A 23965-nucleotide genomic window follows, 5' to 3' on the forward strand; every position below is an offset into this window, starting at 1 on the left:
TTGCGCGACGCCTACCACGAGGAACTCGACTCCCTCTCCGACAAGCTGGTCGAGATGACGCGGCTGGTCCGTTCCGCGATGGCCCGCGCCACGACCGCGCTGCTGGACGCCGACCTGCGGCTGGCCGAGGAGGTCATCAGCGGCGACGAGCACATCAACAAGATCGACAATGAGATCGAGGAGACCGTCTTCGACCTCATGGCCCGCCAGCAGCCGGTGGCCGGCGACCTGCGCGCGGTGATCACCGCGCTGCGGATGAGCGGCGACCTGGAGCGGATGGGCGACCTGGCGGTGCACATCGCCAAGACCGCGCGCCGCCGCCACCCCGAGTCGGCGGTGCCGCCGGAGCTGCAGGCCACCGTGCTGGAGATGGGCCAGATCGCCGAGCGGATGATCGCCAAGGCGGGCTCGGTGATCGCCTCCCAGGACGTCGACCTCGGCCTGGAGCTGGACGCCGACGACGACCAGATGGACCGGCTGCACCGGCGCCTGTTCGACATCCTGCTGTCGCCGAAGTGGAAGCACGGCGTGGAGCCCGCGGTGGACATCACGCTGGCCGGCCGCTACTTCGAGCGCTTCGCCGACCACGCGGTGCACGTCGCGGAGAACGTGGTCTACCTGGTCACCGGCCAGCGCCCCCAGGAGATCATCGACGGCCCCTGAACCCCGGCTTCAGACGCCTGTGCCCCGCCCGGAAGGGCGTACACCGCCAACGGTCCTGAGGCACTACGGGCAAAGCACCACGCGGTGGTGTCCCGCGCCCCCCGGGCGCGGGACACCACCGCGTGTTCGTTTCGGTCTTACTTCTTGCGGCGGGAGCCGCGCTTCTTGGGGGCCGGGGCGGGGGCCTTGGCCGGCGCGGGGGCCGGGGCCTTGGCCGCCGGGGCGGCGGCGGCCTTCTTGGCGCCCGCGCCCTGGTTCTTGACGGCCTCGATGGCGGCCTTCGCGGCGGCCGGGTCGAGGTACTCGCCGCCGCGCTTCAGCGGGACGAAGTCGTCGTCGAGCTCGTACACCAGCGGGATGCCGGTGGGGATGTTCAGGTTGACGATCTCGGCGTCGGAGACGTCGTCCAGGTGCTTGACCAGGGCGCGCAGCGAGTTGCCGTGCGCGGCGACCAGGACGGTCTTGCCGGCCGCCAGGTCGGGCACGATCGCGTCGTACCAGTAGGGCAGCAGCCGGTCCACCACGTCGGCCAGGCACTCGGTGCGTGGGATCAGCTCCGACGGCAGCGCGGCGTAGCGCAGGTCGTTGACCTGCGACAGCGGGTCGTCGTCCTTGATCGGCGGCGGCGGGGTGTCGTAGGACCGGCGCCAGACCATGAACTGCTCTTCGCCGAACTCCTCGCGGGTCTGCGCCTTGTTCTTGCCCTGCAGGGCGCCGTAGTGGCGCTCGTTCAGGCGCCAGGAGCGCTCGACCGGGATCCACAGCAGGTCGGCCACGTCCAGGGCGATGTTGGCCGTGCGGATGGCCCGCTTCAGCAGCGAGGTGTGCACCACGTCGGGGGTGATGTCGGCGTCGAGCAGCAGGTCGCCGCCCTTGGTCGCCTCGCTCTCCCCCTTCGCGGACAGGTCGACGTCCACCCAGCCGGTGAACAGTCCTTCCGCGTTCCAGACGCTTTCGCCATGCCGGAGCAATACCAGGGTCGCCATGGCACCAGAGCTTATCGGGGCGCCCCGCGGGGTCAGCGGTTGGCCGGGTCGGCGAAGGAGGCGAACGCCTGGAGGTTGGCCAGGCTCTCGCCGCGCTTGACCCGCCAGTCCCACTCCTTCTGGATGGAGGTCTTGAAGCCGCGTTCCAGGGCCTTGTCGAAGTTCTCGTCGGAGTAGGTGAGGACGCAGCCGAGCAGCCGGTCGATCTCGTCGGCGCTGATCGCGGCGAGCGGGACCTTGCCGACCAGGTGGACGTCGCCGACGTCGTCGAGCGCGAACGCCACCCCGTACATGCGGCCGTTCTTCTCCAGCAGGAACCGGTAGAACGCCTCGTGGTTCTCGTCGGGCTTGCGGCAGAAGAACGCCTCGATGCTGAGGCTGTGGTCGCCGATGATCAGCCAGGTCATGGTGGCGAGCTTGTGCTGGCCGGGCAGCTTGACGAAGAACGCGCCGGGCCGTGGCTTGTCGTACTCCAGCTCGGCGGCCTTCAGCGTGTCCTCGATCACCTGTGCGTAGTCGGTCATGCGGTCACCTCGGCGGGAATCGGGGACGCGGCCCGGTGGGCCGCGGGGATACGGGCGAGAGCGCCCTGGTACACCTGGATCAGCCGGTCGACGGTGGCGTCCCAGCCGAAGTCGGCGGCGTGCCGGACGGCGCCGCGCGCCAGCCGGTGGTGGGTGCCGGGCTCGGCGTGCAGGCGGCGCAGCACCGCGGCGTAGTCGGCGGGGTCGTGCCCCTTGATCAGCACGCCGGACTCGCCGTCGCGGACGGCGGTGCACAGGCCGCCGACGGCCGCGGCGACGACGGGCGTGCCGCACGCCTGCGACTCGACGGCGACGAGCCCGAACGACTCGTTGTGCGAGGGGACGACGGTGACGTCGGCGGCGCGGTACCAGTCGGCCAGGCGCCGCTGCGGCGCGGGCGGCTCGAACCGGACCACGTCGGCGATGCCGAGCTCGGCGGCCAGGCGCTGCAGCCCCTCGGGCCGGTCCAGACCGGAGCCGGACGGGCCGCCGACGACGGCGACGACCAGCTTGGCGCGCAGCGCCGGGTCGGCGGCGAGCATGCGGGCGGCGGCGCGCAGCAGCACGTCGGGGGCCTTGAGGGGCTGGATGCGGCCGACGAACAGCAGCACGTAGGCGTCGCGGGGCAGGCCGAGGCGGCGGCGGGCGGGGCCGGTGCGGTGCGGCAGCAGCCCGGTGCTGCGCGCGATCAGCGGCGACTCGGGCTGGAAGAGGGCGAGGTCGACGCCGGGGCTGACGGTGTCGACGCGGGCGGGGTCGGCGCCGTAGAGCCCGATCAGCTCGCGGGCCTCCTTGGCGGTGTTGGCGACGAGCCGGTCGGCGGACTCCACGACCTGCTCCTCGCCGAGCACCCGCTCGGCCGGCTCCTGGGTGTCGCCGGTCGCCAGGGCGGCGTTCTTGACCTTGGCCATGGTGTGCATGGAGTGCACCAGCGGCACGCCCCAGCGCTGCTTGGCCGCCCATCCGGCCTGGCCGGAGAGCCAGTAGTGGGTGTGCAGGACGTCGTAGTGGCCGGGCTCGTAGGACGCCTCGGTGCGCAGGATGCCGGAGGTGAACCCGCACAGCTGGCGGGGCAGCTCGGTCTTGTCCAGCTCCTCGAAGGGCCCGGCGACGATGTTGCGGACGAGCACGCCGGGCGCCAGCTCGACGACCGGCGGCAGCGCCCGTGACGTGGCGCGGGTGAAGATGTCCACCTCGACGCCGCAGGCGGCCAGGCGTTTGGCGACCTCGACGATGTAGACGTTCATCCCGCCCGCGTCACCCGTTCCCGGCTGATCCAGGGGCGAGGTGTGCATGCTGATCGTCGCTACCCGTTCCACACGACGCGACAACGACACCACCTCCGGTAATGCAACCTACCGAGCTTCTGCGGTGTTCCCCGCCGCCGGAGGCCAACCCCCCGGGGGTGGCGAAGTGATCCGTCTCACCGGGGCTTGGAGGAGTGTTTGCGCACCTGGGAAGCTGTGCGCATGCGTAAGACGGCGGTAGTGACCGGAGCAAGCAGCGGAATCGGGGCGGCCACGGCGCGGCGGCTCGCCGCCGAGGGGTTCAACGTGGTGCTGGCCGCGCGGCGGCGGGACCGGCTGGAGGAGCTGGCCAAGGAGATCGAGTCGACCGTGCCGGGCGCGGGGAGGGTCGCGGCGATCACCCTGGACGTGACCGACCAGGAGTCGGTGGACGCGCTGGCCGCGGCGGTCGGCGACGTGCACGTGCTGGTCAACAACGCGGGCGGGGCGATCGGCCTGGAGCCGGTGGCGCGGGCGGACGTGGCCGACTGGCAGGCGATGTACGACACCAACGTGCTCGGGCTGCTGCGCGTCACCAAGGCGCTGCTGCCGAAGCTGGTCGCGAGCGGGGCCGGGCACGTGGTGAACATCACCTCGCTGGCCGCGCACGTCCCCTACGAGGGCGGCGCGGGCTACAACGCCGCCAAGCACGCGGCGTACGCGGTGAACGAGGTCATGCGGCTGGAGCTGGTGGCCGAGCCGGTGCGGGTCACCGAGGTCGCGCCGGGCCTGGTGAAGACCGAGGAGTTCTCGCTGGTGCGGTTCAAGGGCGACAAGGAGAAGGCCGACAAGCCCTACCAGGGCGTGCCCGAGCCGCTGGTGGCCGACGACATCGCCGACTGCGTCGCGTGGGCGGTCACCCGGCCGGCGCACGTCAACATCGACCGGATCGACGTGCAGCCGCGCGTGCAGGCCGCCCCGTACAAACTGCACCGGGTCTGACCAGGGATGATCCGCCGCCGGGCCGGGTAGTGACCAGGTCATGGCCCGGGACTGGGAACGAGTGTTCGTGCTGCCGATGGCCGACGCCGAGGCCGATCCGGAGCGGGTCGGCGACGAGGGCGCGGCACTGGCACGGCTGGCGGCCGCGGGGCTGCCGGTCGCGCCGGGATTCCATGTGACCGCGGGTGCCTGGCGCCGGTTCATGGCCGCCGCCGAGCGACATCACGGCGAGTTGCCGACCGAGGTGGCCGGGCCGATCCGCTGGGAGTACGCCGCGCTCGGCGACCGCGACGCCCCGGTGTCGGTCCGCTCGGCCGTCCGGGACGTGGAGGGCGTGCGGGGCGAGGCGGCGCTGCTGCGGGCGGTCCGCGAGTGCTGGGTGGATCCGGCGGGCGACGCCGTCCCGCTGCTGGTGCAGGCGGCGGATCCGGCGGAGGCGACCGGGACGCTGGCCACGGCGGCGCCGGTGAGCGGCTCGCGCGACCAGGTGGTGATCCGCACCGGCGGGGACGTGCTGGTCGCCGACAAGGAGTCCGGCCGGATCTTCGGCCGGCGCGGCACCGGCCGCCCGGCGCTCACCTCGCTGCAGGCGGGCGCGCTGGTGCGCATCGGCGCGCAGGCCGAGGAGCTGCTGGGCGGGCCGGTGGAGCTGGAGTGGGCGGTGCGCGCCGGCGCGGTGGCGCTGCTCGGGGTCCGGCCGCTGACCGGGCTGCCGGACGACGACGACGTCATCGAGATCTGGAACGACGCCGTCTCCGACGACCGGGTGTGGAGCAACGAAGAGGTCGTCGAGATCGTCCCGGACGTCATGACGCCGTGCACGTGGTCGCTGCTGCGGGCCGGGCTGCCGGGCCGCCGCGCCTACGGCCGCATCGGCGGCCGCCTCTACCTCGACCTCGGCATGGCGGTGCGGCTCGGCCTGCCGGTGGAGGTGCCGCCGGGCGTGCGGCTGCCGCAGCGGCGGGCCCGCCGGATGCGGCCGGCCACCCTGGTGCGCAAGCGGCTGGACCGGCGGCGGCTGCGCGACTTCCTGGCCGAGTCCCCGGCCCGCTGCGACGTGCTGGGCGACCGGATCGCGTCGGCCACGACGCCCGCGCAGCTGGTCGACCTGTGGTGGAACTCGGTCCGCCCGGCGTTCGTCCAGACGCGCCGGATGCTGCTGGCGGCGGGCCGTCCCGAGCACGCCGAGCTGGCCGGCATCCGCGCCGACCTGACCCGGCTGGCGGGCGCCGCCGAGGCGAGCGCGATGCTGACCGGGCTGCGCTCGCCGGACGGCACCGGCCTCGCCTCGATGGGCCCGGTCACCGGCCTGGCCCGGCTGGCGCAGGGCGAGATCGACCGCTACGCCTACGTCCGGCAGTGGGGGCACCGGGGGCCGCACGAGTTCGAGGTGGCGGCGCCGCGCCTGGCCGAGGACCCCGACTGGGCGGCCCGGATGGAGGACGCGGGCCGCGACGCGGCGGTGCTGCTGGAGCGGCAGCGGCTCGCGGCGCGCGACGCCTGGCGGCGGTTCCGGGAGCGCCATCCGCGCCGGGTCACCCGGATGCGGCGCCGGATCGGCCGGTGGGCGCGGGCCGAGCACGCGCACGAGGCGGTCCGCTCGGAGGCCGCGCGGATGTTCTGGGTGCTGCGGGCGTTCGTGCGGCGCGCCGGGGAGCTGACGCTGATCGGCGACGACGCGTTCTTCCTGTCGTTCGACGAGCTGCTGGACGTGCTGTCCGGCGACCCCTCGCCGGTCGAGGACGTGCCGGTGCGGCGCCGCACCTACGAGCGGTACCGGGCGCTGCCGCCCTACCCGACGCTGATCCGGGGCGCGTTCGACCCGTTCGCGTGGGCGACGGCGCCGCAGGGCGTCGACGCGATGGGCGACGCGGTGAGCGGCGTCGGCGGGTCGGCGGGGACGGCCGAGGGCGTGGTGCGGGTGCTGGGCGCGCCCGAGGAGGGCGACGCCCTGCGCGACGGCGAGATCCTGGTGGCGCACACCACCAACGTCGGCTGGTCGCCGCTGTTCACCCGGGCCGCCGCGGTGGTGACCGATCTCGGCGCGGCGGCGTCGCACGCCGCCGCCGAGGCGCGTGAGCTGGGCATTCCGGCGGTCGTCGGCACCGGCGACGCCACCGGGCGGCTGCGCACCGGCGACCGGGTCCTGGTGGACGGCGAGCGCGGCGTCGTCACGCTCCTCGTGGATCGACGGCAGCCCAGGGAAGGGTGACCTCACCGAGCCGCCAGCGTGTTCTTCCCCCGTAGTGAGGGTGGGCGAGCACCGGCCAGGTCTGCGCCAGCAGCGTGACGGCCGCGATCCAGCGCGCGCGCGGGCCGAACACCGACTGCGGCGCGGCGACGGCCCAGCAGCGGTCGAAGTCGGTGAGCAGGGCGTGCACCCGTTCCCCGGGGATATTGCGGTGGATCAACGTCTTGGGGAGGCGTTCGGCCAGGTCGGACGGGCGTTCCAGGGCGGGCAGGTGGGCGGCGAAGGTGATGGTCCGGGGGCCTTCGGCGCCGAGTGTCACCCATACGGCGCGGCGGCCGATCTCGTCGCAGGTGCCCTCCACCAGGACTCCGGCCGGGTCCAAGCGCGCGCGCAGCTCGTCCCAGACCTTCCAGGCGGCGGCCTCCTCGTATTGGCGCAGCACGTTGAACGCCCGGACCAGTACGGGCGGCTGCGGCACGGGCAACTCGAAACCGCCGCGCCGGAACGACAGTCCAGGGAAGGCACCCCCGGAGCGCTCCAGGAACGCCTGCCCGGCGGCGACCCGCTCGGGCTCGATCTCGATGCCGACGACCTCCAGCTTCGGCGACACCGCGCGCAGCCGCGTGTACAGCTCGACGGCGGTCACCGGCGAGGCGCCGTAGCCGAGGTCGATCGCGAGCGGCCGCTCCCCCGAACGCAGCGCGTCCCGCTGGGTGGCGGCGATCCAGCGGTCGATCCGGCGCAGCCGGTTGGGGGCGGTGGTGCCCCGGGTCACCTCGCCCTGGGGTTTCTGCATGCGGGCCATCCCCTTGATTGTCCCGGACCGGGACCGCGGGCCCTGCCCGTCGCCGTCCAGTAAGCGATCGTTTACGGTGATGCCGAGGTGCCCCCTGCCCCTGGAGGAGAGCCGATGCCCCAGCTCGACCTGGCCACCCTGCACGAGGCCGTCGCGGCCGAGATCCCCGACCGCGAGTGCCTGGTCTGGCGGGACCGCCGACTCACCTGGCGCGAGGTCACCGAGCGCAGCAGGCGGCTGGCGCACCTGCTGCGGGAGCACGGGCTGGGCCGGCGGGACGAGGCCGTGCGGCCGTGGGAGTCGCCGCACGACCATCTGGCCCTCTACCTGCACAACGGCCCGGAGTATCTGGAAGGGCTGATCGGTGCGCACAAGGCCCGGGTGGCGCCGTTCAACGTCAACTACCGGTATGTCGACGACGAGCTGGCGCAGCTGTTCGGCGACGCCCGTCCGGCCGCGATCCTGTTCCACGCACGGTTCGCGGAGGCGATCGGACGGGTCGTCCAGCGGCTCGACCACACGCCCCTCCTCCTCCAGGTCGCCGACGATTCCGGCGCGGAGCTGCTACCGGACGCGCTCGACTACGAGAAGGCGCTGGCGGCGTCGTCGGCGGAGCCGCTGGACGTCCGCACCAGCCCCGACGACCTGCACATCCTCTACACCGGCGGCACGACCGGCATGCCGAAGGGCGTGCTGTGGCGGATCGGCGACCTGATGGTCGGCCCGCTCGCCCTCACCCGCCGCGACGGCACCCCGATCACCGACCTGGACGAGGCCGTCGCGCGCGCCGTCGAATCCCGGCACCGGGTGCTGGTCGGGCCGCCGATGATGCACGGCGCCGGCACCTGGTCGGCGCTCGGCGGCTGGTGCGGCGGCGCCTGCGTGGTCTTCCCGGACCAGGCCGGCGGCCTGGACGCCGCGGACCTGCTCGCCACCGCCGAGCGCGAGCGCGCCACCCGGATGCCGCTGGTCGGCGACGCGTTCGCCCGCCCGATCCTGGCCGAGCTGGAGCGCCGCCCCTACGACCTCGGCGCGCTGCGCACCCTGCTGAACTCCGCCGCCGCGATCAGCCCGGACGTGCGGGCGCGGCTGCTGGAGCACCTGCCGCACGTCCGGATCGTGGACGTGCTCGGGACGTCGGAGTCGGGCTTCCAGGTCTCCCGCGACGGCTCGTCCGCCCGCGCCTTCGCGCCCGCGCCCGGCACCGCCGTGCTGAGCGCCGACCGGACCCGGCGCCTCGCGCCGGGCGAGGACGAGCTCGGCTGGCTCGCCAAGGGCGGCGGCGCCATCCCGCTCGGCTACCTGGGCGACCCGGCCAAGACCGCCGCGACGTTCCTGACCGTGGACGGCGAGCGCGTCGTCGTCGCCGGCGACCGGGCCCGGCTGCTGCCCGGCGGCGCCGTCGAGGTGCTCGGCCGGGAGGCCACCACGATCAACACCGGCGGCGAGAAGGTGTTCGCCGAGGAGGTCGAGGCGGTGCTGCGCGACCTGCCCGGCGTCGCCGACGCGCTGGTGGTCGGGCGGCCGAGCGGGCGCTGGGGCACCGAGATCGTGGCGGTGCTGCGGCCGGCCGCCGCGCCCGGCGACGCCGAGCTGCGGGCGGGCTGCGCCGCGCGGCTGGCCCGCTACAAGATCCCCAAGGCGTTCCTGCGCACCGACCGGGGGCTGCGGCTGCCGAACGGCAAGGCCGACTACGCCGCCGCCCGCGCCCTGCTCGACGCGGATCGAATCTGATTCGGTTCAGCTCTGTACGCCGCCGCCTCCACCCGGCATGCTGGCCTGATGCCCGACCTGAACGCGCTGCTCGCCGACCTGACCGCCGAAGGCGACTCCCTGGACGCCCTGGTGGCCCCGCTCGCCCCGGCGGGCTGGGCCACGCCCACCCCCGCCGCCGGCTGGACGATCGCGCACCAGATCGCCCACCTGGCCTGGACCGACCGGCAGGCGATCGCCGCCATGGACGGCACCTTCGACGCCATCCTGGAGACGGCCCTGGCCGACCCGGCGAACTTCGTCGAGAACGGCGCCGCCGAGGGCGCGACCGCCGAGCCCGCGGAGCTGCTGGCCTCCTGGCGGGCCGTGCGCGGCGCGGTGGTGCGCGACCTGGCCGCCGTCCCGGCCGGCACGAAGCTGCCCTGGTTCGGGCCGCCGATGAGCCCGGCGTCCATGGCCACCGGGCGGCTCATGGAGACCTGGGCGCACGGCGAGGACGTCGCCGAGGCCCTCGGCGTCACCCGCGCGCCGACCGCCCGGCTCCGGCACGTCGCGCACATCGGCGTCCGCGCCCGCGACTTCTCCTTCCGCAACCGGGGGCTGGAGCCGCCGGCGGCCGACTTCCGCGTCGCGCTCACCGGGCCGGACGGCGACACCTGGTCCTGGGGCCCCGAGGACGCGGCGCAGTCGGTCACCGGGCCCGCGCTGGACTTCTGCCTGCTGGTGACGCAGCGCCGCAACCGCGCCGACGTCGCGGTGACCGCCACCGGCGCGGACGCCGACCGGTGGCTGGACGTCGCGCAGGCCTTCGCCGGCCCGCCCGGCACCGGCCGCCCTGCCCGCTGAGAGATCGGCCACTGTTCCCCGGGTTTCGGATTGCCCCCGGCTTGCGCGGGACATGACCGGAACATGACTATCTTGTTCGCTTTCGACGGTTCCGAGGACGCCCGCACCGCCATCGAGCACGCCGCCCGCTCCCTCAAGCAGGAGCCGGCCGTCGTGCTCTCGGTGTGGGAGCCGCTGCTGACCCAGATGACCTGGGCGCCGCTCGCCACCCCGGTGCCCGCCACCGACCCGGCGGCGGAGAAGTTCGAGGAGGAGAGCGAGGCCGAGCAGCTCTCCCGGCAGGGCGCCGACCTGCTCCGCCGGTCCGGCTGGGCCGAGGTGACGGCGCGCGCCGAGCGCAACAACGGCCCGATCTGGGCGACGATCGTGGACGTCGCCGAGGAGCTGGACGCCTCGCTGATCGTGATCGGCTCGCGCGGCCTGGCGGGCGCCCGGTCGGTGCTGGTCGGCAGCGTCTCCGACCGGGTGCTGCACCACGCCCACCGCCCGACGCTGGTCGTGCCGCCGCCGAAGAAGGACTAGGCGATCGAGGCGAGGGCCTTGCCGAAGGCGGTGTAGGCGTCCTCGGTGAACAGCACGAACCGCACGTCGCCGACCAGGGCCGGCGTCACGCTGACGGTGCCGACCGCGATCCGCGCCGCGTCCTCCATCGGCCAGCCGTAGATCCCCGCCGAGATCGCCGGGAACGCGATCGAGGCGACGCCGAGCTCGTCGGCGACGCGCAGCGACTCACGGTAGCACGAGGCCAGCAGGTCCGACCGGTCGGCGGTCTTGGAGTAGACCGGGCCGACGGTGTGGATGACCCAGCGGGCGGGCAGCTCCCCCGCCGTGGTCGCCACCGCCTGCCCGGTCGGCAGGCCGCCGCCGTAGTGGGACGCGCGCAGCCTGCGGCACTCGTCCAGGACCGCCGGGCCGCCCCGGCGGTGGATGGCACCGTCCACGCCGCCGCCGCCGAGCAGGGACGAGTTCGCCGCGTTCACCACCGCGTCCACCCGCTGCTCGGTGATGTCGCCGAGCACCAACGTGATCTCCATGCGCCTCTCCTTCCCGCCCGGTCAGCCTAACTCCGCCCCTGGGGCCGCGGCAGCACGCCGACACGCAACCGCGAAAGCGCAGGTCAAGCTGGCAGAAGCGGGCGGATAGGCCATACTGGAGGCGATCGATGGCGGAACCGGGCTTCCGGCCGTCCCCGGCGGGGCGTGCCGCAGGACCGATTCCCGCGATCGGCGCCTGGCAGACGATCAGTGGTCAGGACCACCCGGCCGGGCAGGGAAACGCCCGTGCAGGCGGGTCTATGCTGCCGTGAGGACGACCACAATGACGTGCAAGTCGTGGAGGTTCCCCCCTTGAAGATCTTCGTTGCCGGCGCGACCGGCGTCGTGGGCCGCCGCCTGGTCCCCTCGCTCGTCCAGGCGGGCCACGAAGTGGCCGGCACCACCCGGCGTCCCGAGCGCGCGGACGGCATCGCCGCGCAGCACGCCACCCCGGTCGTCCTGGACGTCCTGGACGCGGACGCGGTGCACGCCGCCGTCGCCGCCGAGCGGCCCGACGTGATCGTGCACCAGCTCACCGACCTCAGCGCCGAGGACTTCGAGGCCAACTCGCACCTGCGCGTCGCCGGCACCCGCAACCTGGTCGACGCGGCGCTGGCCGCCGGGGTGCAGGCGATGGTCGCGCAGAGCATCGCGTGGCTGTACCTGCCCGGCGAGCGCCCGGCCGTCGAGACCGACCCGCTGGACCCGGCGCTGCCGCCCTACCGGGGCGTCGCCGCGCTGGAGGAGGCCGTCGCGGAGATGCCGCGCGGCGTCGTGCTGCGTTATGGAGCGTTGTACGGCCCCGGGACCTGGTACGCCGCCGACGGCGCGATCGCCGAGCGGGTCCGCGCCGGCAGCCTCGCGCTGACCCCGGCGTGGACGTCGTTCGTGCACGCCGACGACGCGGCCGCCGCCGCGCTCGCCGCGCTGGACTGGCCGGCCGGCCCGGTCAACATCGTCGACGACGAGCCCGCCACCACCGCCGACTGGCTGCCGGTCTACAGCGCCGCGCTCGGCGCGCCGATGCCGCCCACCGCCCGGCACGCCGCGGCGACGGGCCGCCCGGTCTCCAACGCCAAGGCCGTCGGGCTGGGCTGGAAGCCGGGCGTGCCGTCCTGGCGGGCCGGTTTCGCCGAGATGGAGTAGCTCACCCGTCGATGTGCAGCTCGTGGCCCTTGGCCGCGGGATGCGCGGCGGCGAGCAGCCGGTGCCCCTCCTCCTCCACGGCGGCGCGGTCGGGCAGCGGCGCGAACGGCTCCACCCTCAGCGTGGCCACGCCGCGCTTCTTCTCCATCTTCCACATGCCGTGGACGAAGCCGTCGACGAGCAGCGTCGCGCGGATGATGCCGTTGACGGTGAAGATGCGCTTGCGGTGCTCCTCGGTGATGATGCGGGCGCGGTCGGCGTGCGAGAGCGTCAGGTTGTCGAACTCGGGCACGAACCGCACCGGCGCGGGGGTGTCCGGGTCGGGCAGCGGCCCGTCCGGCACGTCGTACAGGACGCGGCCGTTCTCGTCGGCGAACGTGCGCAGCTCCAGGCGCCGCACCACCTCGCCGAGGCCGGTGAGGCCCGACCAGTGCTGGACGTCCTGGACGGTGGCCGGCCCGAACGCGGCCAGGTAGCGCAGCACCATCTCCTCGGCCGAGGGCTCGGCTTCGACACCGTCCAGCCAGTGCTCCAGCGTGGTGTGCCGGGCCAGGCCGGAGGAGCCCCAGACGCCGCGCGGCGGGACCTGCACCAGCGGCACCGTGCAGCGGACGATCCGGTTGAGCAGCGCGCCGTCGTGCTCGGGCCAGCGTTCGGCGAGGAGCTCGCGCAGTTCCTTGTCCGAGCGCGGCTCGTCCTCCAGCAGCTTGCGGCCGTAGGCGCCGACGGCCTCGGCGTCGGCGCCGCCGAGGTCGGTCGCGGCCAGGTAGCGGTCCAGGACGGGCCTGGTCAGCGGCTTCAGCAGGACCGCGTCCCGGGCGCTGACCAGGTGCAGCGTGCCGCGCATGACGACCACGCGGACCAGCCTGCGGTCGGTGAGCAGCGCGCCGGGCTCGGCGAAGTCGAAGCCGGCGAGCCGGCTCCACAGGCCGATGTAGGGCGGGTTCGGCGCCTGGGCCTGCATGCCGACCAGGTGCTCGACGGCGTCCAGGACGGTCATCGGCCGCCGTTCCAGCAGGAGCTGGCGGGCCAGCAGGGCGCGGTTCAGGGCGCGGCGCCCCAGTACGTCAGTCGTCATAGCGTCCCCGGAGCTCCTGCCAGCTGGGCGGAGGACCGGGCAGCTCCTCCCCCTCGACGGTGTGCAGCCCGTCCATGATCATGGTCAGGTAGCGGTGCTGCAACCGGTTCATCCGCTCGTCGTCGCCGATCCGGATCGTGTGCAGGTGCTCCAGCAGCACCGAGATGTCGCCGACCTCGACGCCGGGCCGCAGCGCGCCGGCCTCGCGGGTCCGCTCCAGCAGCCGCTGCGTCGCGGCGTGGATCTCCTGGCCCTTGCGGCTCATCTCCTCGGTGACCGGGAAGCTGCCGGCCAGCCGCATGGTCAGCGACCCGGCGCCGATGTCCAGGCAGCGGCGCATGAAGTCGGCGAAGGCCGTCCAGGCGTCCCGCTCGTCGGCCAGCGCGGCGTTCACCTGCTCCAGGTAGCGGTCCATCCCCTCGTCGGCGAGCCGCTGGAGCAGCTCCTCCTTGTTCTTGTAGCGCCGGTACAGCGCGCTGATGCCGACCCCGGCCTGCTCGGCGACCGCCGAGATGGGGGCGCCGGGGTCGGCGGTGAACACCGCTCGCGCGGCCTCCCGGATGAGCTCGTCGTTGCGCGCCGCCTGGGCCTTGCGCCCGCTCATGGGCGCCTGCTGGGTATTCGCCATGCCCCCACCATAACGGAACAAACAATTCCGTTCTACGGGTGGCCGGTCAGTACGCCATGCCCATGGCCTCCCGCACCTCGGCCAGGGTCCGGTCCGCGACGGCCGACGCGCGGGCGTTGCCCTCGGCGAGCACCCGGCGCAGCTGGGCCGGGTCGGCGGCGTACTCGGCGCGGCGGGCCCGGATCGGGCGCAGGAACTCGTTCACCGACTCGATCACCATCCGCTTCAGCGCCGCCGCCCCGCCGCCGCCGATCTCCGCCGCCACCGCGTGCGGGTCGCGGCCCTGGCAGAGCGCGGCGAGCAGCACCAGGTTGGACACCTCGGGACGCTCCTCGGGCGCGTAGGCGATCATGCGGTCGGCGTCGGTCTTCGCGCGGCCGATCAGGCGGGCCGTCTCGTCCTCGGTGGCCGACAGCGCGACCGCGTTGCCGCGGCTCTTGCTCATCTTGCGCCCGTCGGTGCCGAGCAGGTTCGGCGCGTCCGACAGCAGCGCGTCCGGGACCGGGAAGAGCGGGCCGTAGCGCTCGTTGAAGCGCCGCGCGACGGTGCGGGTGATCTCCTGGTGCGGCAGCTGGTCCTTGCCGACCGGCACCAGGTTGGCCTTGCAGAACAGAATGTCGGCGGCCTGGTGGACGGGGTAGGTCAGCATCAGGCCGCTGACCGCGGACCGGCCGGACGCCTGGATCTCGTCCTTGACGGTGGGATTGCGGCGCAGCTCGGCGTCCGACACCAGGGACAGGAACGGCAGCAGCAGCTGGTTCAGCGCCGGCACCGCGCTGTGCGCGAAGACGGTGGCCCGCGCCGGGTCGACGCCCACCGCCAGATGGTCGGCGAGCAGGCCGAGGACGTGCTCGCCGAGCCGGTCGGCGACGTCCCGGTCGGTGAGCACCTGGTAGTCGGCGATCAGCACGAACAGCTCGACGCCCGCGTTCTGCAGCCGGACCCGGTTGGCGAGCGTGCCGAAGTAGTGGCCCAGGTGCAGCGGGCCGGTCGGGCGGTCGCCGGTGAGGATGCGGAACGCGCCGGGGTCGGCGAGGACGCGCTCTTCCAGGGTGTTCGCCGTTGCGAGGTCGTTCATTCTTCTCTCCTTGACGGGGGACGGCCTCGCGTCCAGAAGAGAAAAAGGCCGTCCCGTGGGACGGCCGCGCATGTCGGAGGGACCGTCCTTAGGACGGCCACCAGCTCTGGCATGCGCATGAATGCATGCCAGCACGATAGCCCAGTTCCGCGGGTTCCGCCCTCGACGCATGTCAGTGGTTAGCGGATTATCTGTCTCGGAACCGGTTGCTAACCTGGGCGGCATGACGGCGCTGAAACCCCAGAACTCGGGCCCCGACCTCTCCTTCCTGCTCGACCACACCGGCCACGTCCTGCGGACGCGGATGGCGGCGGCGCTCGGCGAGATCGGGCTGACCGCGCGCATGCACTGCGTGCTCGTGCACGCCTTGGAGGAGGAGCGCACCCAGGTCCAGCTCGCCGAGATCGGCGACATGGACAAGACCACGATGGTGGTGACCGTGGACGCCCTGGAGAAGGCCGGGTACGCCGAGCGGCGGCCGTCCGGCACCGACCGGCGGGCGCGGGTGATCAAGGTGACGGAGGCCGGGGCCGCGATCGCCGCGAAGAGCCAGGCGATCGTGGACCGGGTGCACCGGGAGGCGCTGGAGTCGCTGCCTGCGGACGAGCGGGAGATGTTCCTGCGGGCCCTGAACCGGCTGGTGGCGGGGCATCTGCGCACGCCGGCGGAGGGTCCGGGGACGGCGCGGCGGCCGCGCGAGCGAAACTAGGTCCGAGAAATATAGTCTGCAACAGAACTATCTGTTAACGTCTCTCTTGTTCCCCTCGAACAGGAGAGACCGTTGTCTGTGCAGTCACGTTCCCGCTGGGCGGCGCTCGCCGTCCTCTGCGCCGGGATGCTCATGATCATCTTGGACGGCAGCATCGTCACGGTGGCGCTGCCGGCCGTCCAGCGCGACCTCGGCTTCTCGCCGGGCGGCCTCACCTGGACGGTGAACGCCTACGTCATCGCGTTCGGCGGGCTGCTGCTCCTGGCCGGCCGGCTCGGCGACATGATCGGCCGCAAGCGGATGTTCGTCGCGGGCCTGGCCGTCTTCACCGCGGCGTCGCTGCTGTGCGGGGCCGCCACCTCGCCGGAGATGCTGATCGGTGCCCGGTTCCTGCAGGGCATCGGCGGGGCGATGGCCTCGGCGGTCAGCCTCGGCATGATCGTGACGCTGTTCCCCGAGCCCGCCGAGCGGGCCAAGGCCATCGGCGCGTTCGCCTTCACCGGCTCGGCCGGCGCGTCGATCGGGCAGGTGCTCGGCGGCGTGCTCACCGACGCGCTGAGCTGGCACTGGGTGTTCCTCATCAACCTGCCGATCGGCCTGGTCGCGGGCGTCGCGGCGCTGCGGCTGCTGGAGGGCGGGCCGGGCACCGGCGGCCTGCGCACCGCCGACGGCCTCGGCGCGCTGCTGGCCACCTCGGGCGTCATGGCCGGCGTCTACACGATCGTGCAGACCGGCCAGCACGGCTGGGGTTCGGCCCGCACGCTGCTGCTCGGCGCGGTGTCGCTGCTGCTCCTGGCCGCCTTCGTGGCGCGGCAGGCCACCGCGGCCGCCCCGTTGCTCCCGCTGCGCGTGCTGCGCTCGCGCAACGTCTGGGGCGCCAACCTGATCCAGATGCTGATGCTGGCCGGGCTGTTCAGCTTCCAGATCCTGATCGCGCTCTACCTGCAGAACGTGCTCGGCTATGGCGCGACCGCGACCGGCCTGGCGATGCTGCCCGCCGCGCTCTCGATCGGCGTGCTGTCGCTGGTCTTCTCCGCCCGGCTGATCGCCCGCTTCGGCGAGCGCGCCGTGCTGGTGACCGGCCTCGCGCTGCTGCTGGCCGCCCGGTACTGGCTCGTCACCCTGCCGGTGGACGGGCACTACCTGACCGACCTGCTGCCGATGATGCTGGTCAGCGGCGGGTTCGGGCTGGCGATGCCCGCGCTGACCGGGCTCGGCATGTCGGGCGCCCGCCCCGAGGACGCCGGCGTCGTCTCCGGGTTGTTCAACACCACCCAGCAGGTCGGCGCGGCCCTCGGTGTCGCGGCCCTCACCACCCTCGCCGCGTCCCGCACCGGGCACCTGACGACGGCCGGGGCACTGAACGACGGCTACAAGCTGGCGCTCGGCGCCGGCGGCGGGCTGCTGGCCGCCGCGCTGGTGCTCACCCTCGCGGTGCTGCGCCGCCCCGCCGCCGCCGAAGAGACCCCGCAGACCGAATCCGCCCCCGCGACCACCACTGTTTGAGGAGAGAAGACATGAGCGACACCGAATACGGCCCCGGACAGGGCCCCGGCCCGAAGACCCTCGGCCAGGAGGAACTGGCGAAGATCCTGGACGGGCAGCCCTTCGGGGTGCTGGCCACGAACAAGAAGAGCGGGCACCCGCACCTGTCGACCGTGGTCTTCACCTGGGACGCCGCGGAGCGGATCGTGCGGATCTCGACGGTCGCCGGGCGGGCCAAGGTGCGCCAGTTGGCGAACGACCCGCGCGCGGCGCTGCACGTCGCCACCCCGGACCACATGGGCTTCGCGGTGGCCGAGGGGACGGCCGAGCTGTCGGAGGCCAGCACGGTCCCGGGCGACGCGACCGGCCGGGAGCTGCTGGCGATGACGCCGGGCTTCGACGACCCGGCGGACGAGCGGGCGTTCCTGGAGCAGATGGTGCAGGACGAGCGGGTGGTCATCCGGCTGCGGGTGGACCGCCTGTACGGCACGGTCCTCGCCGCCTGACCCGGGCGGGCGCCGGGGTCAGTGCGGGAGGGTGTAGAGCAGGATCGGCAGGCCGATGATGACCGGGACGGCGACGGTGGCGGCGACGCGGGTGGAGCGCCGCACCGGGGCCGGCTGGAGCAGCCGGTGCACCCGGGCCATCACCGGGATGTCGTCGGTCGCGGCCACGCCGAGGGTGCCCGAGGGGGCCGGGCCCGGGCGGGCGGCGGCGAAGCGCAGCAGCGCCGTCGCCAGCTCCCGCGGCGGGCGGTGCCGGCGGGCGCGGTCGTCGGCGGCCATCTCGATCAGCAGCTCGACGGCGTCCAGACATCGCCCGACCAGCCGGATCTGCGGGAACACCTGGCGCAGCGAGGCGAACGGCAGCAGCACCAGGTCGTGGCGCTCGCGCGCGTGCGCGCGCTCGTGCGCGAGCACCGCGGCCAGCTCGGCGGGGTCCAGCAGCGCCAGGGTGCCGGCGCTGACGACGACCTTGGACGAGCGGACGCCCGGCACGCAGTACGCCGCCGCGCCCGGGTGGTCCAGGACCAGGGTGCCGGGGGCGGCGGAGTCGCTGCGCGAGACCAGCGCGAGCAGCGCGCGGTGGCGGCGGCGGGCCCGCACCACGCGGAAGACCGCCCACATGAGCATGGCGACCAGCACCGCGGTCAGGCTGATCGCCGACAGCAGCGCGGCCAGGTGCACCGGGTCCAGCCGACCGGCCTGGTCGGCGATCAGGCCGGGCAGGCCCTGCACGATGCCCTTGCGGTAGGGCAGCATCGCCAGCCCGAGCAGCGCGCCGATCGTGGACACGCCCCAGCCGAGGCCGAGGGCCTGCCACAGCGCGATGCCGGTGCGCGGCGACCGCCACGTCCAGCGGGCCTTCGACAGCAGGTGCGCCCCGCCGACGGTCGCCAGGGAGATCAGTGCGAGCAGGGCGGCGCCGGTCATGCCGGAGGCTCCTTGCCCGTGGTGGTGTGGCCCGCGGCCACGCCCTTGCCGGAGGTGAGGTCGGCCAGCGCCTGGCGGATCACGTCGACCTCGTCGCGCGAGACCGAGCGGACGAAGTGCGCCAGCGCGGCGTCGCGGTCGCCGGTCTCGTTCAGCGCGCCCAGCATCAGCTCGGTGATGTAGCCCTCGCGGCTGGCGACCGGCTGGTAGCGCCAGGCCCGCCCGTCGCGCTCGCGCTTGAGGAAGTCCTTCTTGGCCAGGCGGTCGAGGACGGTCATGACGGTGGTGTGGGCGAGGTCACGGTCCCCGGCGAGGGCACGGCTCACGTCGCGCGCGGTGGCGGCGCGCAGGCCGGCGTCCTCCCGCGCCCACAGGACCTCCATGACGGTGCGTTCAAGCTCTCCCAGACCCTTCACACCCGCAAGGTTAACCGACTGAGAGGCATGTCACCACGGCAGGTAGTACTACCCACTTCAGTACTACAAGCCGTAGTACTACATTCCGTCGTATGAGCACTCTCGCGCTTCTGGCCGACGCGGCCCCCCGTGTCGCCGACCATGGCGCCGCCTCCCCGGCCGACTTCGCGGCCGCCCGCCAGCAGATGGCGTTCACCCTGGGTTTCCACATCGTGCTCGCCTCCATCGGGATCGGCCTGCCCGCGATCACCCTGCTCGCCGAGTGGCGCTCGCTGCGCACCGGCGACGCGGTGTACGCCGAGCTGGCCCGCCGGTGGATGAAGGCGGCGGGCGTGCTGTTCGCGGTCGGCGCGGTGTCGGGCACCGTGCTGTCGTTCGAGATGGGCACCCTGTGGCCCGGGTTCATGGACAAGTACGGGCAGGTGTTCGGCGCCGCGTTCGCGCTGGAGGGGATCGCCTTCTTCATCGAGGCGATCTTCATGGGCATCTACCTGTACGGCTGGGACCGGCTGTCGCCGCGCGCCCACTTCATGACCGGCGTCCCGGTGGTGATCGCCGGGATCCTGTCGGCGTCCTTCGTGGTGACCGTCAACTCCTGGATGAACCAGCCGCGCGGCTTCAGGCTGGTGGACGGCAAGGTCACCGACGTGGACCCGCTCGCGGCGATGTTCAACCCGGCCACGCCGGTGCAGGCCGTCCACCTCATCCTGGCCTCCCTCATGGTGTGCGGGTTCCTGGTCGCCTCGGTGTACGCGGTCGCGCTGCTGCGCGACCGCAAGGCGGGCCGGGTGGACCGCTACCACCGGCTCGGCTTCGCGATCCCGTTCACGCTCGGCGCGGTGTGCGCGCCGCTGCAGGTGCTGGTCGGCGACTGGGCGTCGCGGTTCGTGGCCGACAACCAGCCGGTGAAGTTCGCCGCGATGGAGGGCGTGGAGCACACCCAGGCGGGCGTGCCGTTCCGGTTCGCGGTGTTCGAGGTGCCGAACGCGCTGTCGCTGATGCTGAAGTTCGACGCGCACGCCACGCTGCGCGGGCTGGACTCCTTCCCCGCGGACGTGCGGCCGCCGGCCGAGGTCGTCAAGATCGCCTTCGAGGTCATGATCACCGCGGGGATGCTGCTGCTCGCGCTGGCGGCCTGGTGGGGGCTGTCGTGGTTCCTGCGGCGCCGCTCCGCCGGCCGCGCCGGGCTGCCGTGGCAGCCGTGGTTCCTGCGCGCCGCGACGGCCGCCGGCGTCGCCGCGGTCATCGCGATGGAGGCGGGCTGGACCGTCACCGAGGTCGGCCGGCAGCCGTGGATCGTGTACGGGGTGATGCGGACCGAGGAGGCCGTCAACCCCAACCCGGGCCTGCGCTTCGGGCTCTACATCGTGCTCGGCGTCTACGCGCTGCTGGCGTTCGCGACCGTCAGCGTGCTGAGGCGGATGCGGCGCCGCCCCGGTTCCGCCGTCGAGGTCACGGGCGAGACCAGCGAGCCGGTGAAGGCGGGGAGCGTCTGATGGGGTACTCCGATGTGGCCTTCGGGCTGATCCTGCTGGGGCTGTCGGCCTACCTGCTGTTCGGTGGCGCCGACTTCGGCGCCGGGCTGTGGCACCTGGTCTCGCGGCGCCGCTCGGACCAGGAGGTCATCGAGCACGCGATGGGCCCGGTGTGGGAGGCCAACCACGTCTGGCTGATCTTCGTGATGGTGATGACCTGGACGGCGTTCCCGCCGGTCTTCGCGCAGATCATGGCGGCGCACTGGGTGCCGCTGTCGCTGGCCGCGCTCGGGATCGTCGCGCGCGGCAGCACGTTCGTGTTCAGCAAGGCCGTCCCCGACCAGGGCTGGTACGCCTGGATCTTCGGGGTGTCGTCGGTGCTCACGCCGTACTGCTTCGGCGCGGTCGCCACCACGGTCGCGACGGGCGGCTCGACCTGGCTCAGCCTGGAGGGCGTCTACGGCGGCGTCCTCACCACCGCGCTCTGCTCCTACCTGGCGGCGGTCTACCTGATCTGGGACGCGCGCCGGCTCGGCGACGCCGACGTGACGCTGCGGTTCCGCGGGTACGCGCTGCTGTCGGGCGTGGCGGTGGGTCTGCTCGCGCTGCCCGGCGCCGTCGGCTTCGGCGTGCGCTCGCCGCTGATGGTCCTGTCGGCGGTCGCGGGCGTGGCGTCGCTGGTGCTGGTCCTGCGGCGGCACTACCTGGCGGTGCGGGCGACGGGCGCGCTCGCCGTCGTCGCGGTGCTGTGGGGCGGGGCCGAGATGGCGGGCCTGGACCTGGACGCGGCCGCCGCGCACGACGCCGTGCTGCAGGTGGTGTTCGCGGCCCTCGGCGTGGGCGGGCTGATCCTGGTGCCCTCGATGGTGTGGCTGTATGTCCTGTTCCAGCGGAGCGAGGCGGTCCCGCAGGAGCGGGTGCCGGCCGGCCCCCTGCCGACGGGCGGCCAGGTCCCTTGAACGACGGCGTGCCGGGCGCACGGTCGGCAACCACCGCCCGGCACGCCGTTCCCTCCCAACAACGGAATCCCACCGGAATAGGGTTGCCCAAGGAATTCGAAAATCGATTTTGGATTATCGTTGCGGTGCGTTCCGCTGCCCCTCGGTAATATGGCGAAGGTATCCACCGCTCAAAATATCTCTGATAGGGCGCCCAAGAGGCGCGGGCCACGGCCCCGCCGGCGCGACCTCTCCGCCGTCCGGCGGACCGATCAATGAAGGGCGCGGCGTCAGAGACCCGCCGCCCCCGCGCGTGGGACGGCTCAGCACCAGCCGCAGCACACTGGCCGGGAGGCCTTCATGATCGAGGTCAAGAGCACCGACAAGCCGGACGAGCGCCGGGACTTCCCCCGCGGGCACGTGGAGGTCCTCACGATGTCCGGGCTGACCTTCGGGGTCGCCACCTTCGAACCGGGCTGGCGCTGGTCGGAGTCGGTCAAGCCGATCGCCGGCACCGACTCGTGCCAGGTCCAGCACAGCAGCTACTGCGTCCAGGGCCGGATGCGGATCCGGATGGACGACGGCGCCGAGGCCGAGGTCGGCCCCGGTGACGTGTTCGTCGCCTCGCCCGGCCACGACGCCTGGGTCGTGGGCGACGAGAGCTGCGTCATGTACGACTTCGCGGGCGGCGCCGCGGTGTACGCCAAGGCGTGACGTACCGGCCGCCCGACGGCGGGATCCAGTAGAAAAGGCAGAGCCCCGGCCGCACGGCCGGGGCTCTTGCGTCGCCACCGGAAGACGCATTCCGCTCGATCCTGGCAAAGGAGTCACCGGGTGATCACTGATGTGGTGCGACGCAGGGCCGGGGAGCTGGCCCGGGGCGGCCGGCTGCCCGCCTTCGTCTACGACCTGGCCGCCCTGCGCGCGCACGCCGCCGGCATCCGGGAGGCCCTGGCCGTCCCCGGGGGGCCCGAGCTCTTCTACGCGGCCAAGGCCAACCCCGATATGCCCGTCCTGAAGGCGCTGGCCCCCTGCCTGGACGGCGTCGAGGTGGCGTCCGGCGGGGAGCTCGCCCATGTCCGCCGGGCCCTGCCCGACGTGCGGCTGGCCTTCGGCGGCCCCGGCAAGACGGACGCCGAGCTGCGGGCGGCCCTGGACCAGGGCGTCGAGCGGCTCCACGTCGAGAGCCCCTACGAGCTGACCCGGCTGGCCGCCCTCGGGCGCGAGGCGGACGTCCTGCTGCGCGTCAACCTCGCCGGCGAGCGGCAGGGCGCCGCCCTCGCCATGTCCGGGCCGTTCGGCATGGACCCCGACGCCATCGAGGCGTGCCTGGACCTGCTCGCCGAGGCGCCGCACGTCCGGCTGAGGGGGGTCCACGCGCATCCGGCCTCCGGGCTGGACGCCCCCGCCCTGCTCCGCCAGTCCGAGGAGATCCTGACCTGGGCGCGGCCGTGGCTGGACAAGGCCGGCTGCGAAGAGCCCGAGTACAACCTCGGCGGCGGCATGGCCGTCGACTACGCCGACCCGGAGCACCGGTTCGACTGGGCCGGCTACGCGCGGGGACTCGCCGGGCTCCGGGAGGACGGCGAGACGCTGCGCATCGAGCCCGGGCGGGCCGTCACCGCGTACGCGGGCTGGTACGTGACCGAGGTCCTGGACGTCAAGCGCGCCCACGGCGACTGGTACGCCGTCCTGCGCGGCGGGACGATGCACCTGCGCACCCCCGCCGCCAAACAGCACGACCAGCCCTTCGAGGTCCTGCCCCAGGACGGCGACGGGCCGGCGACGGGCGAACCGGTCACGCTGGTCGGGCAGCTGTGCACGCCCAAGGACGTCTTCGCGCGGCGGGCGGACGCCGGGCGGATCGCCGTGGGCGACGTCGTCGCCTTCGCCCTGGCCGGGGCCTACGCGTGGAACATCTCCCACCACGACTTCCTGATGCACCCCAAGCCCGGCTTCCACTATCTGGGCCTTCGCGGCGATATGTGACCCGTGAGGCGCAGGAGGGGATGTTTGTCCCCTGTGCCGCCGGGCAGGGCCGAACACGTGACGCTGTGAAACCGACATCGACGAGGAGGTCGAGAATGAGCACGATCGAGCAGTCGATCGACGTGGAGGTCCCGGTCCGCGACGCCTACGACCAGTGGACCCGCTTCACCGAGTTCCCCGACTTCATGGAGGGCGTGGACGCCATCGACCAGGTGACCGACACGCGCACCCACTGGCGGACCAGCATCGCCGGGGTCAAGCGCGAGTTCGACGCCGAGATCACCGAGCAGATCCCCGACGAGCGCGTCGCCTGGAGCACGGTCGACGAGCCGCACCAGGCGGGCGTGGTGACCTTCCACCGCGTCGACGACGCGCACACCCGGGTGATGCTGCAGATGGAGTACCACCCCGAGGGCGCGGCCGAGAAGGCCGGCGACGCCCTGCACCTGGTGCAGCACCGCGTCAAGGGCGACCTCAAGCGGTTCAAGGAGTACATCGAGAAGAAGGGCCACGGCGGCCCGGGCTGGCGCGGCGAGGTCCGCCAGGACCCGACCCGCTGACCCTCGTACTCCGGAGAGGCCGGGCGCACCGCGGTGCGCCCGGCCTCCG

The 23965-nt window shown here is 73.5% G+C and carries 25 protein-coding genes; 15 read left to right on the top strand and 10 right to left on the bottom strand.

The genetic code is table 11. The features are described from left to right. Entirely contained in the window at positions 1-663 is a 663-nt protein-coding gene (phoU, locus tag ACRB68_RS12110) for a phosphate signaling complex protein PhoU (protein WP_153532629.1), read from the top strand. 137 nt (positions 664-800) lie between these two features. On the opposite strand, the gene ACRB68_RS12115 is transcribed toward phoU, so the two are convergent. From ACRB68_RS12115 to mshA, 3 genes are read right to left on the bottom strand one after another with little or no spacing between them, the layout of a single operon-like run. Next, positions 801-1649 (bottom strand): phosphoglyceromutase, encoded by an 849-nt coding sequence (locus ACRB68_RS12115; RefSeq protein WP_235959354.1) that lies wholly within the window; start codon positions 1647-1649, stop codon positions 801-803. A 32-nt stretch (positions 1650-1681) separates the two neighbouring features. After that, positions 1682-2173 carry a YbjN domain-containing protein gene (locus tag ACRB68_RS12120; RefSeq protein WP_153532630.1) on the bottom strand — a complete coding sequence of 164 codons (492 nt, stop codon included), beginning with the start codon at positions 2171-2173 and terminating at the stop codon, positions 1682-1684. Continuing rightward, positions 2170-3504, bottom strand: a complete 1335-nt coding sequence (mshA, locus tag ACRB68_RS12125) for a D-inositol-3-phosphate glycosyltransferase (protein WP_153532631.1) — start codon at positions 3502-3504, stop codon at positions 2170-2172. The genes ACRB68_RS12120 and mshA overlap by 4 nt, the downstream gene beginning before the upstream one ends. A 138-nt stretch (positions 3505-3642) precedes the next feature. Between mshA and ACRB68_RS12130 the strand changes: the two genes are divergently transcribed. Beyond that, positions 3643-4401, top strand: a complete 759-nt coding sequence (locus ACRB68_RS12130; protein ID WP_153532632.1) for an SDR family NAD(P)-dependent oxidoreductase — start codon at positions 3643-3645, stop codon at positions 4399-4401. A gap of 40 nt (positions 4402-4441) precedes the next feature. Continuing rightward, positions 4442-6613: a PEP-utilizing enzyme gene (locus ACRB68_RS12135; RefSeq protein ID WP_153532633.1), complete on the top strand. Its 2172-nt coding sequence runs from the start codon at positions 4442-4444 to the stop codon at positions 6611-6613. Here the strand turns inward: ACRB68_RS12135 and ACRB68_RS12140 are convergent. After that, positions 6573-7388 (bottom strand): class I SAM-dependent methyltransferase, encoded by an 816-nt coding sequence (locus ACRB68_RS12140; protein WP_235959359.1) that lies wholly within the window; start codon positions 7386-7388, stop codon positions 6573-6575. The genes ACRB68_RS12135 and ACRB68_RS12140 overlap by 41 nt on opposite strands. Before the next feature lie 114 nt (positions 7389-7502). Between ACRB68_RS12140 and ACRB68_RS12145 the strand changes: the two genes are divergently transcribed. The 3 genes from ACRB68_RS12145 (at position 7503) to ACRB68_RS12155 (ending at position 10469) form a co-directional block, all read left to right on the top strand. Further along, on the top strand, positions 7503-9122 hold the full coding sequence (locus ACRB68_RS12145) for an AMP-binding protein (protein ID WP_153532635.1): 1620 nt from the start codon (positions 7503-7505) through the stop codon (positions 9120-9122). A 48-nt stretch (positions 9123-9170) separates the two neighbouring features. Then, the gene (locus ACRB68_RS12150; RefSeq protein ID WP_153532636.1) at positions 9171-9947 is read left to right on the top strand and encodes a TIGR03084 family metal-binding protein; all 777 of its coding nucleotides are present in this window, start codon (positions 9171-9173) and stop codon (positions 9945-9947) included. Between the two features lie 63 nt (positions 9948-10010). Next, positions 10011-10469, top strand: coding sequence for a universal stress protein (locus ACRB68_RS12155; protein WP_153532637.1), 459 nt, complete (start codon positions 10011-10013; stop codon positions 10467-10469). On the opposite strand, the gene ACRB68_RS12160 is transcribed toward ACRB68_RS12155, so the two are convergent. Next, positions 10466-10981, bottom strand: a complete 516-nt coding sequence (locus tag ACRB68_RS12160) for an O-acetyl-ADP-ribose deacetylase (protein ID WP_153532638.1) — start codon at positions 10979-10981, stop codon at positions 10466-10468. The genes ACRB68_RS12155 and ACRB68_RS12160 overlap by 4 nt on opposite strands. Before the next feature lie 312 nt (positions 10982-11293). Here ACRB68_RS12160 and ACRB68_RS12165 point away from each other — a divergent pair, with 312 nt between their 5' ends. Further along, positions 11294-12127, top strand: coding sequence for an NAD-dependent epimerase/dehydratase family protein (locus ACRB68_RS12165; protein ID WP_153532639.1), 834 nt, complete (start codon positions 11294-11296; stop codon positions 12125-12127). A 1-nt stretch (position 12128) separates the two neighbouring features. Here ACRB68_RS12165 and ACRB68_RS12170 read toward each other — a convergent pair whose 3' ends face one another. From ACRB68_RS12170 to trpS, 3 genes are read right to left on the bottom strand one after another with little or no spacing between them, the layout of a single operon-like run. Then, complete coding sequence (locus ACRB68_RS12170) at positions 12129-13205, bottom strand: winged helix DNA-binding domain-containing protein (protein ID WP_153532640.1); 1077 nt, start codon at positions 13203-13205, stop codon at positions 12129-12131. Beyond that, on the bottom strand, positions 13195-13833 hold the full coding sequence (locus ACRB68_RS12175; protein ID WP_235959363.1) for a TetR/AcrR family transcriptional regulator: 639 nt from the start codon (positions 13831-13833) through the stop codon (positions 13195-13197). Before ACRB68_RS12175 ends, ACRB68_RS12170 begins: the two co-directional genes overlap by 11 nt. A gap of 46 nt (positions 13834-13879) precedes the next feature. Further along, on the bottom strand, positions 13880-14911 hold the full coding sequence (trpS, locus tag ACRB68_RS12180) for a tryptophan--tRNA ligase (protein ID WP_153532641.1): 1032 nt from the start codon (positions 14909-14911) through the stop codon (positions 13880-13882). Between the two features lie 223 nt (positions 14912-15134). Between trpS and ACRB68_RS12185 the strand changes: the two genes are divergently transcribed. The 3 genes from ACRB68_RS12185 (at position 15135) to ACRB68_RS12195 (ending at position 17611) form a co-directional block, all read left to right on the top strand. Further along, positions 15135-15620, top strand: a complete 486-nt coding sequence (locus ACRB68_RS12185; protein WP_153532642.1) for a MarR family winged helix-turn-helix transcriptional regulator — start codon at positions 15135-15137, stop codon at positions 15618-15620. A gap of 78 nt (positions 15621-15698) precedes the next feature. Continuing rightward, positions 15699-17126, top strand: a complete 1428-nt coding sequence (locus tag ACRB68_RS12190) for an MFS transporter (protein ID WP_328594110.1) — start codon at positions 15699-15701, stop codon at positions 17124-17126. A gap of 11 nt (positions 17127-17137) precedes the next feature. Further along, positions 17138-17611, top strand: coding sequence for a PPOX class F420-dependent oxidoreductase (locus ACRB68_RS12195; RefSeq protein WP_153532643.1), 474 nt, complete (start codon positions 17138-17140; stop codon positions 17609-17611). Positions 17612-17629: 18 nt separating this feature from the next. Here ACRB68_RS12195 and ACRB68_RS12200 read toward each other — a convergent pair whose 3' ends face one another. Together ACRB68_RS12200 and ACRB68_RS12205 are read right to left on the bottom strand one after the other, a co-directional pair. Then, the gene (locus tag ACRB68_RS12200) at positions 17630-18538 is read right to left on the bottom strand and encodes a M56 family metallopeptidase (RefSeq protein ID WP_153532644.1); all 909 of its coding nucleotides are present in this window, start codon (positions 18536-18538) and stop codon (positions 17630-17632) included. Then, positions 18535-18954 carry a BlaI/MecI/CopY family transcriptional regulator gene (locus tag ACRB68_RS12205; protein ID WP_328594111.1) on the bottom strand — a complete coding sequence of 140 codons (420 nt, stop codon included), beginning with the start codon at positions 18952-18954 and terminating at the stop codon, positions 18535-18537. Before ACRB68_RS12205 ends, ACRB68_RS12200 begins: the two co-directional genes overlap by 4 nt. Positions 18955-19046: 92 nt before the next feature. Here ACRB68_RS12205 and ACRB68_RS12210 point away from each other — a divergent pair, with 92 nt between their 5' ends. From ACRB68_RS12210 to ACRB68_RS12230, 5 genes are all read left to right on the top strand, one after another. Beyond that, on the top strand, positions 19047-20450 hold the full coding sequence (locus tag ACRB68_RS12210; RefSeq protein ID WP_153532645.1) for a cytochrome ubiquinol oxidase subunit I: 1404 nt from the start codon (positions 19047-19049) through the stop codon (positions 20448-20450). Beyond that, positions 20450-21388 carry a cytochrome d ubiquinol oxidase subunit II gene (locus ACRB68_RS12215; RefSeq protein ID WP_153532646.1) on the top strand — a complete coding sequence of 313 codons (939 nt, stop codon included), beginning with the start codon at positions 20450-20452 and terminating at the stop codon, positions 21386-21388. The genes ACRB68_RS12210 and ACRB68_RS12215 overlap by 1 nt, the downstream gene beginning before the upstream one ends. 339 nt (positions 21389-21727) lie before the next feature. Next, positions 21728-22081 carry a cupin domain-containing protein gene (locus ACRB68_RS12220; protein ID WP_153532647.1) on the top strand — a complete coding sequence of 118 codons (354 nt, stop codon included), beginning with the start codon at positions 21728-21730 and terminating at the stop codon, positions 22079-22081. 120 nt (positions 22082-22201) lie between these two features. Then, positions 22202-23356 carry a type III PLP-dependent enzyme gene (locus ACRB68_RS12225; RefSeq protein WP_328594112.1) on the top strand — a complete coding sequence of 385 codons (1155 nt, stop codon included), beginning with the start codon at positions 22202-22204 and terminating at the stop codon, positions 23354-23356. A 95-nt stretch (positions 23357-23451) separates the two neighbouring features. Further along, the gene (locus tag ACRB68_RS12230; protein ID WP_153532648.1) at positions 23452-23916 is read left to right on the top strand and encodes an SRPBCC family protein; all 465 of its coding nucleotides are present in this window, start codon (positions 23452-23454) and stop codon (positions 23914-23916) included. Positions 23917-23965 lie beyond the last annotated feature (49 nt).

It is taken from the genome of Actinomadura macrotermitis (genome assembly GCF_009604375.1).
GTDB lineage: Bacteria > Actinomycetota > Actinomycetes > Streptosporangiales > Streptosporangiaceae > Spirillospora > Spirillospora macrotermitis.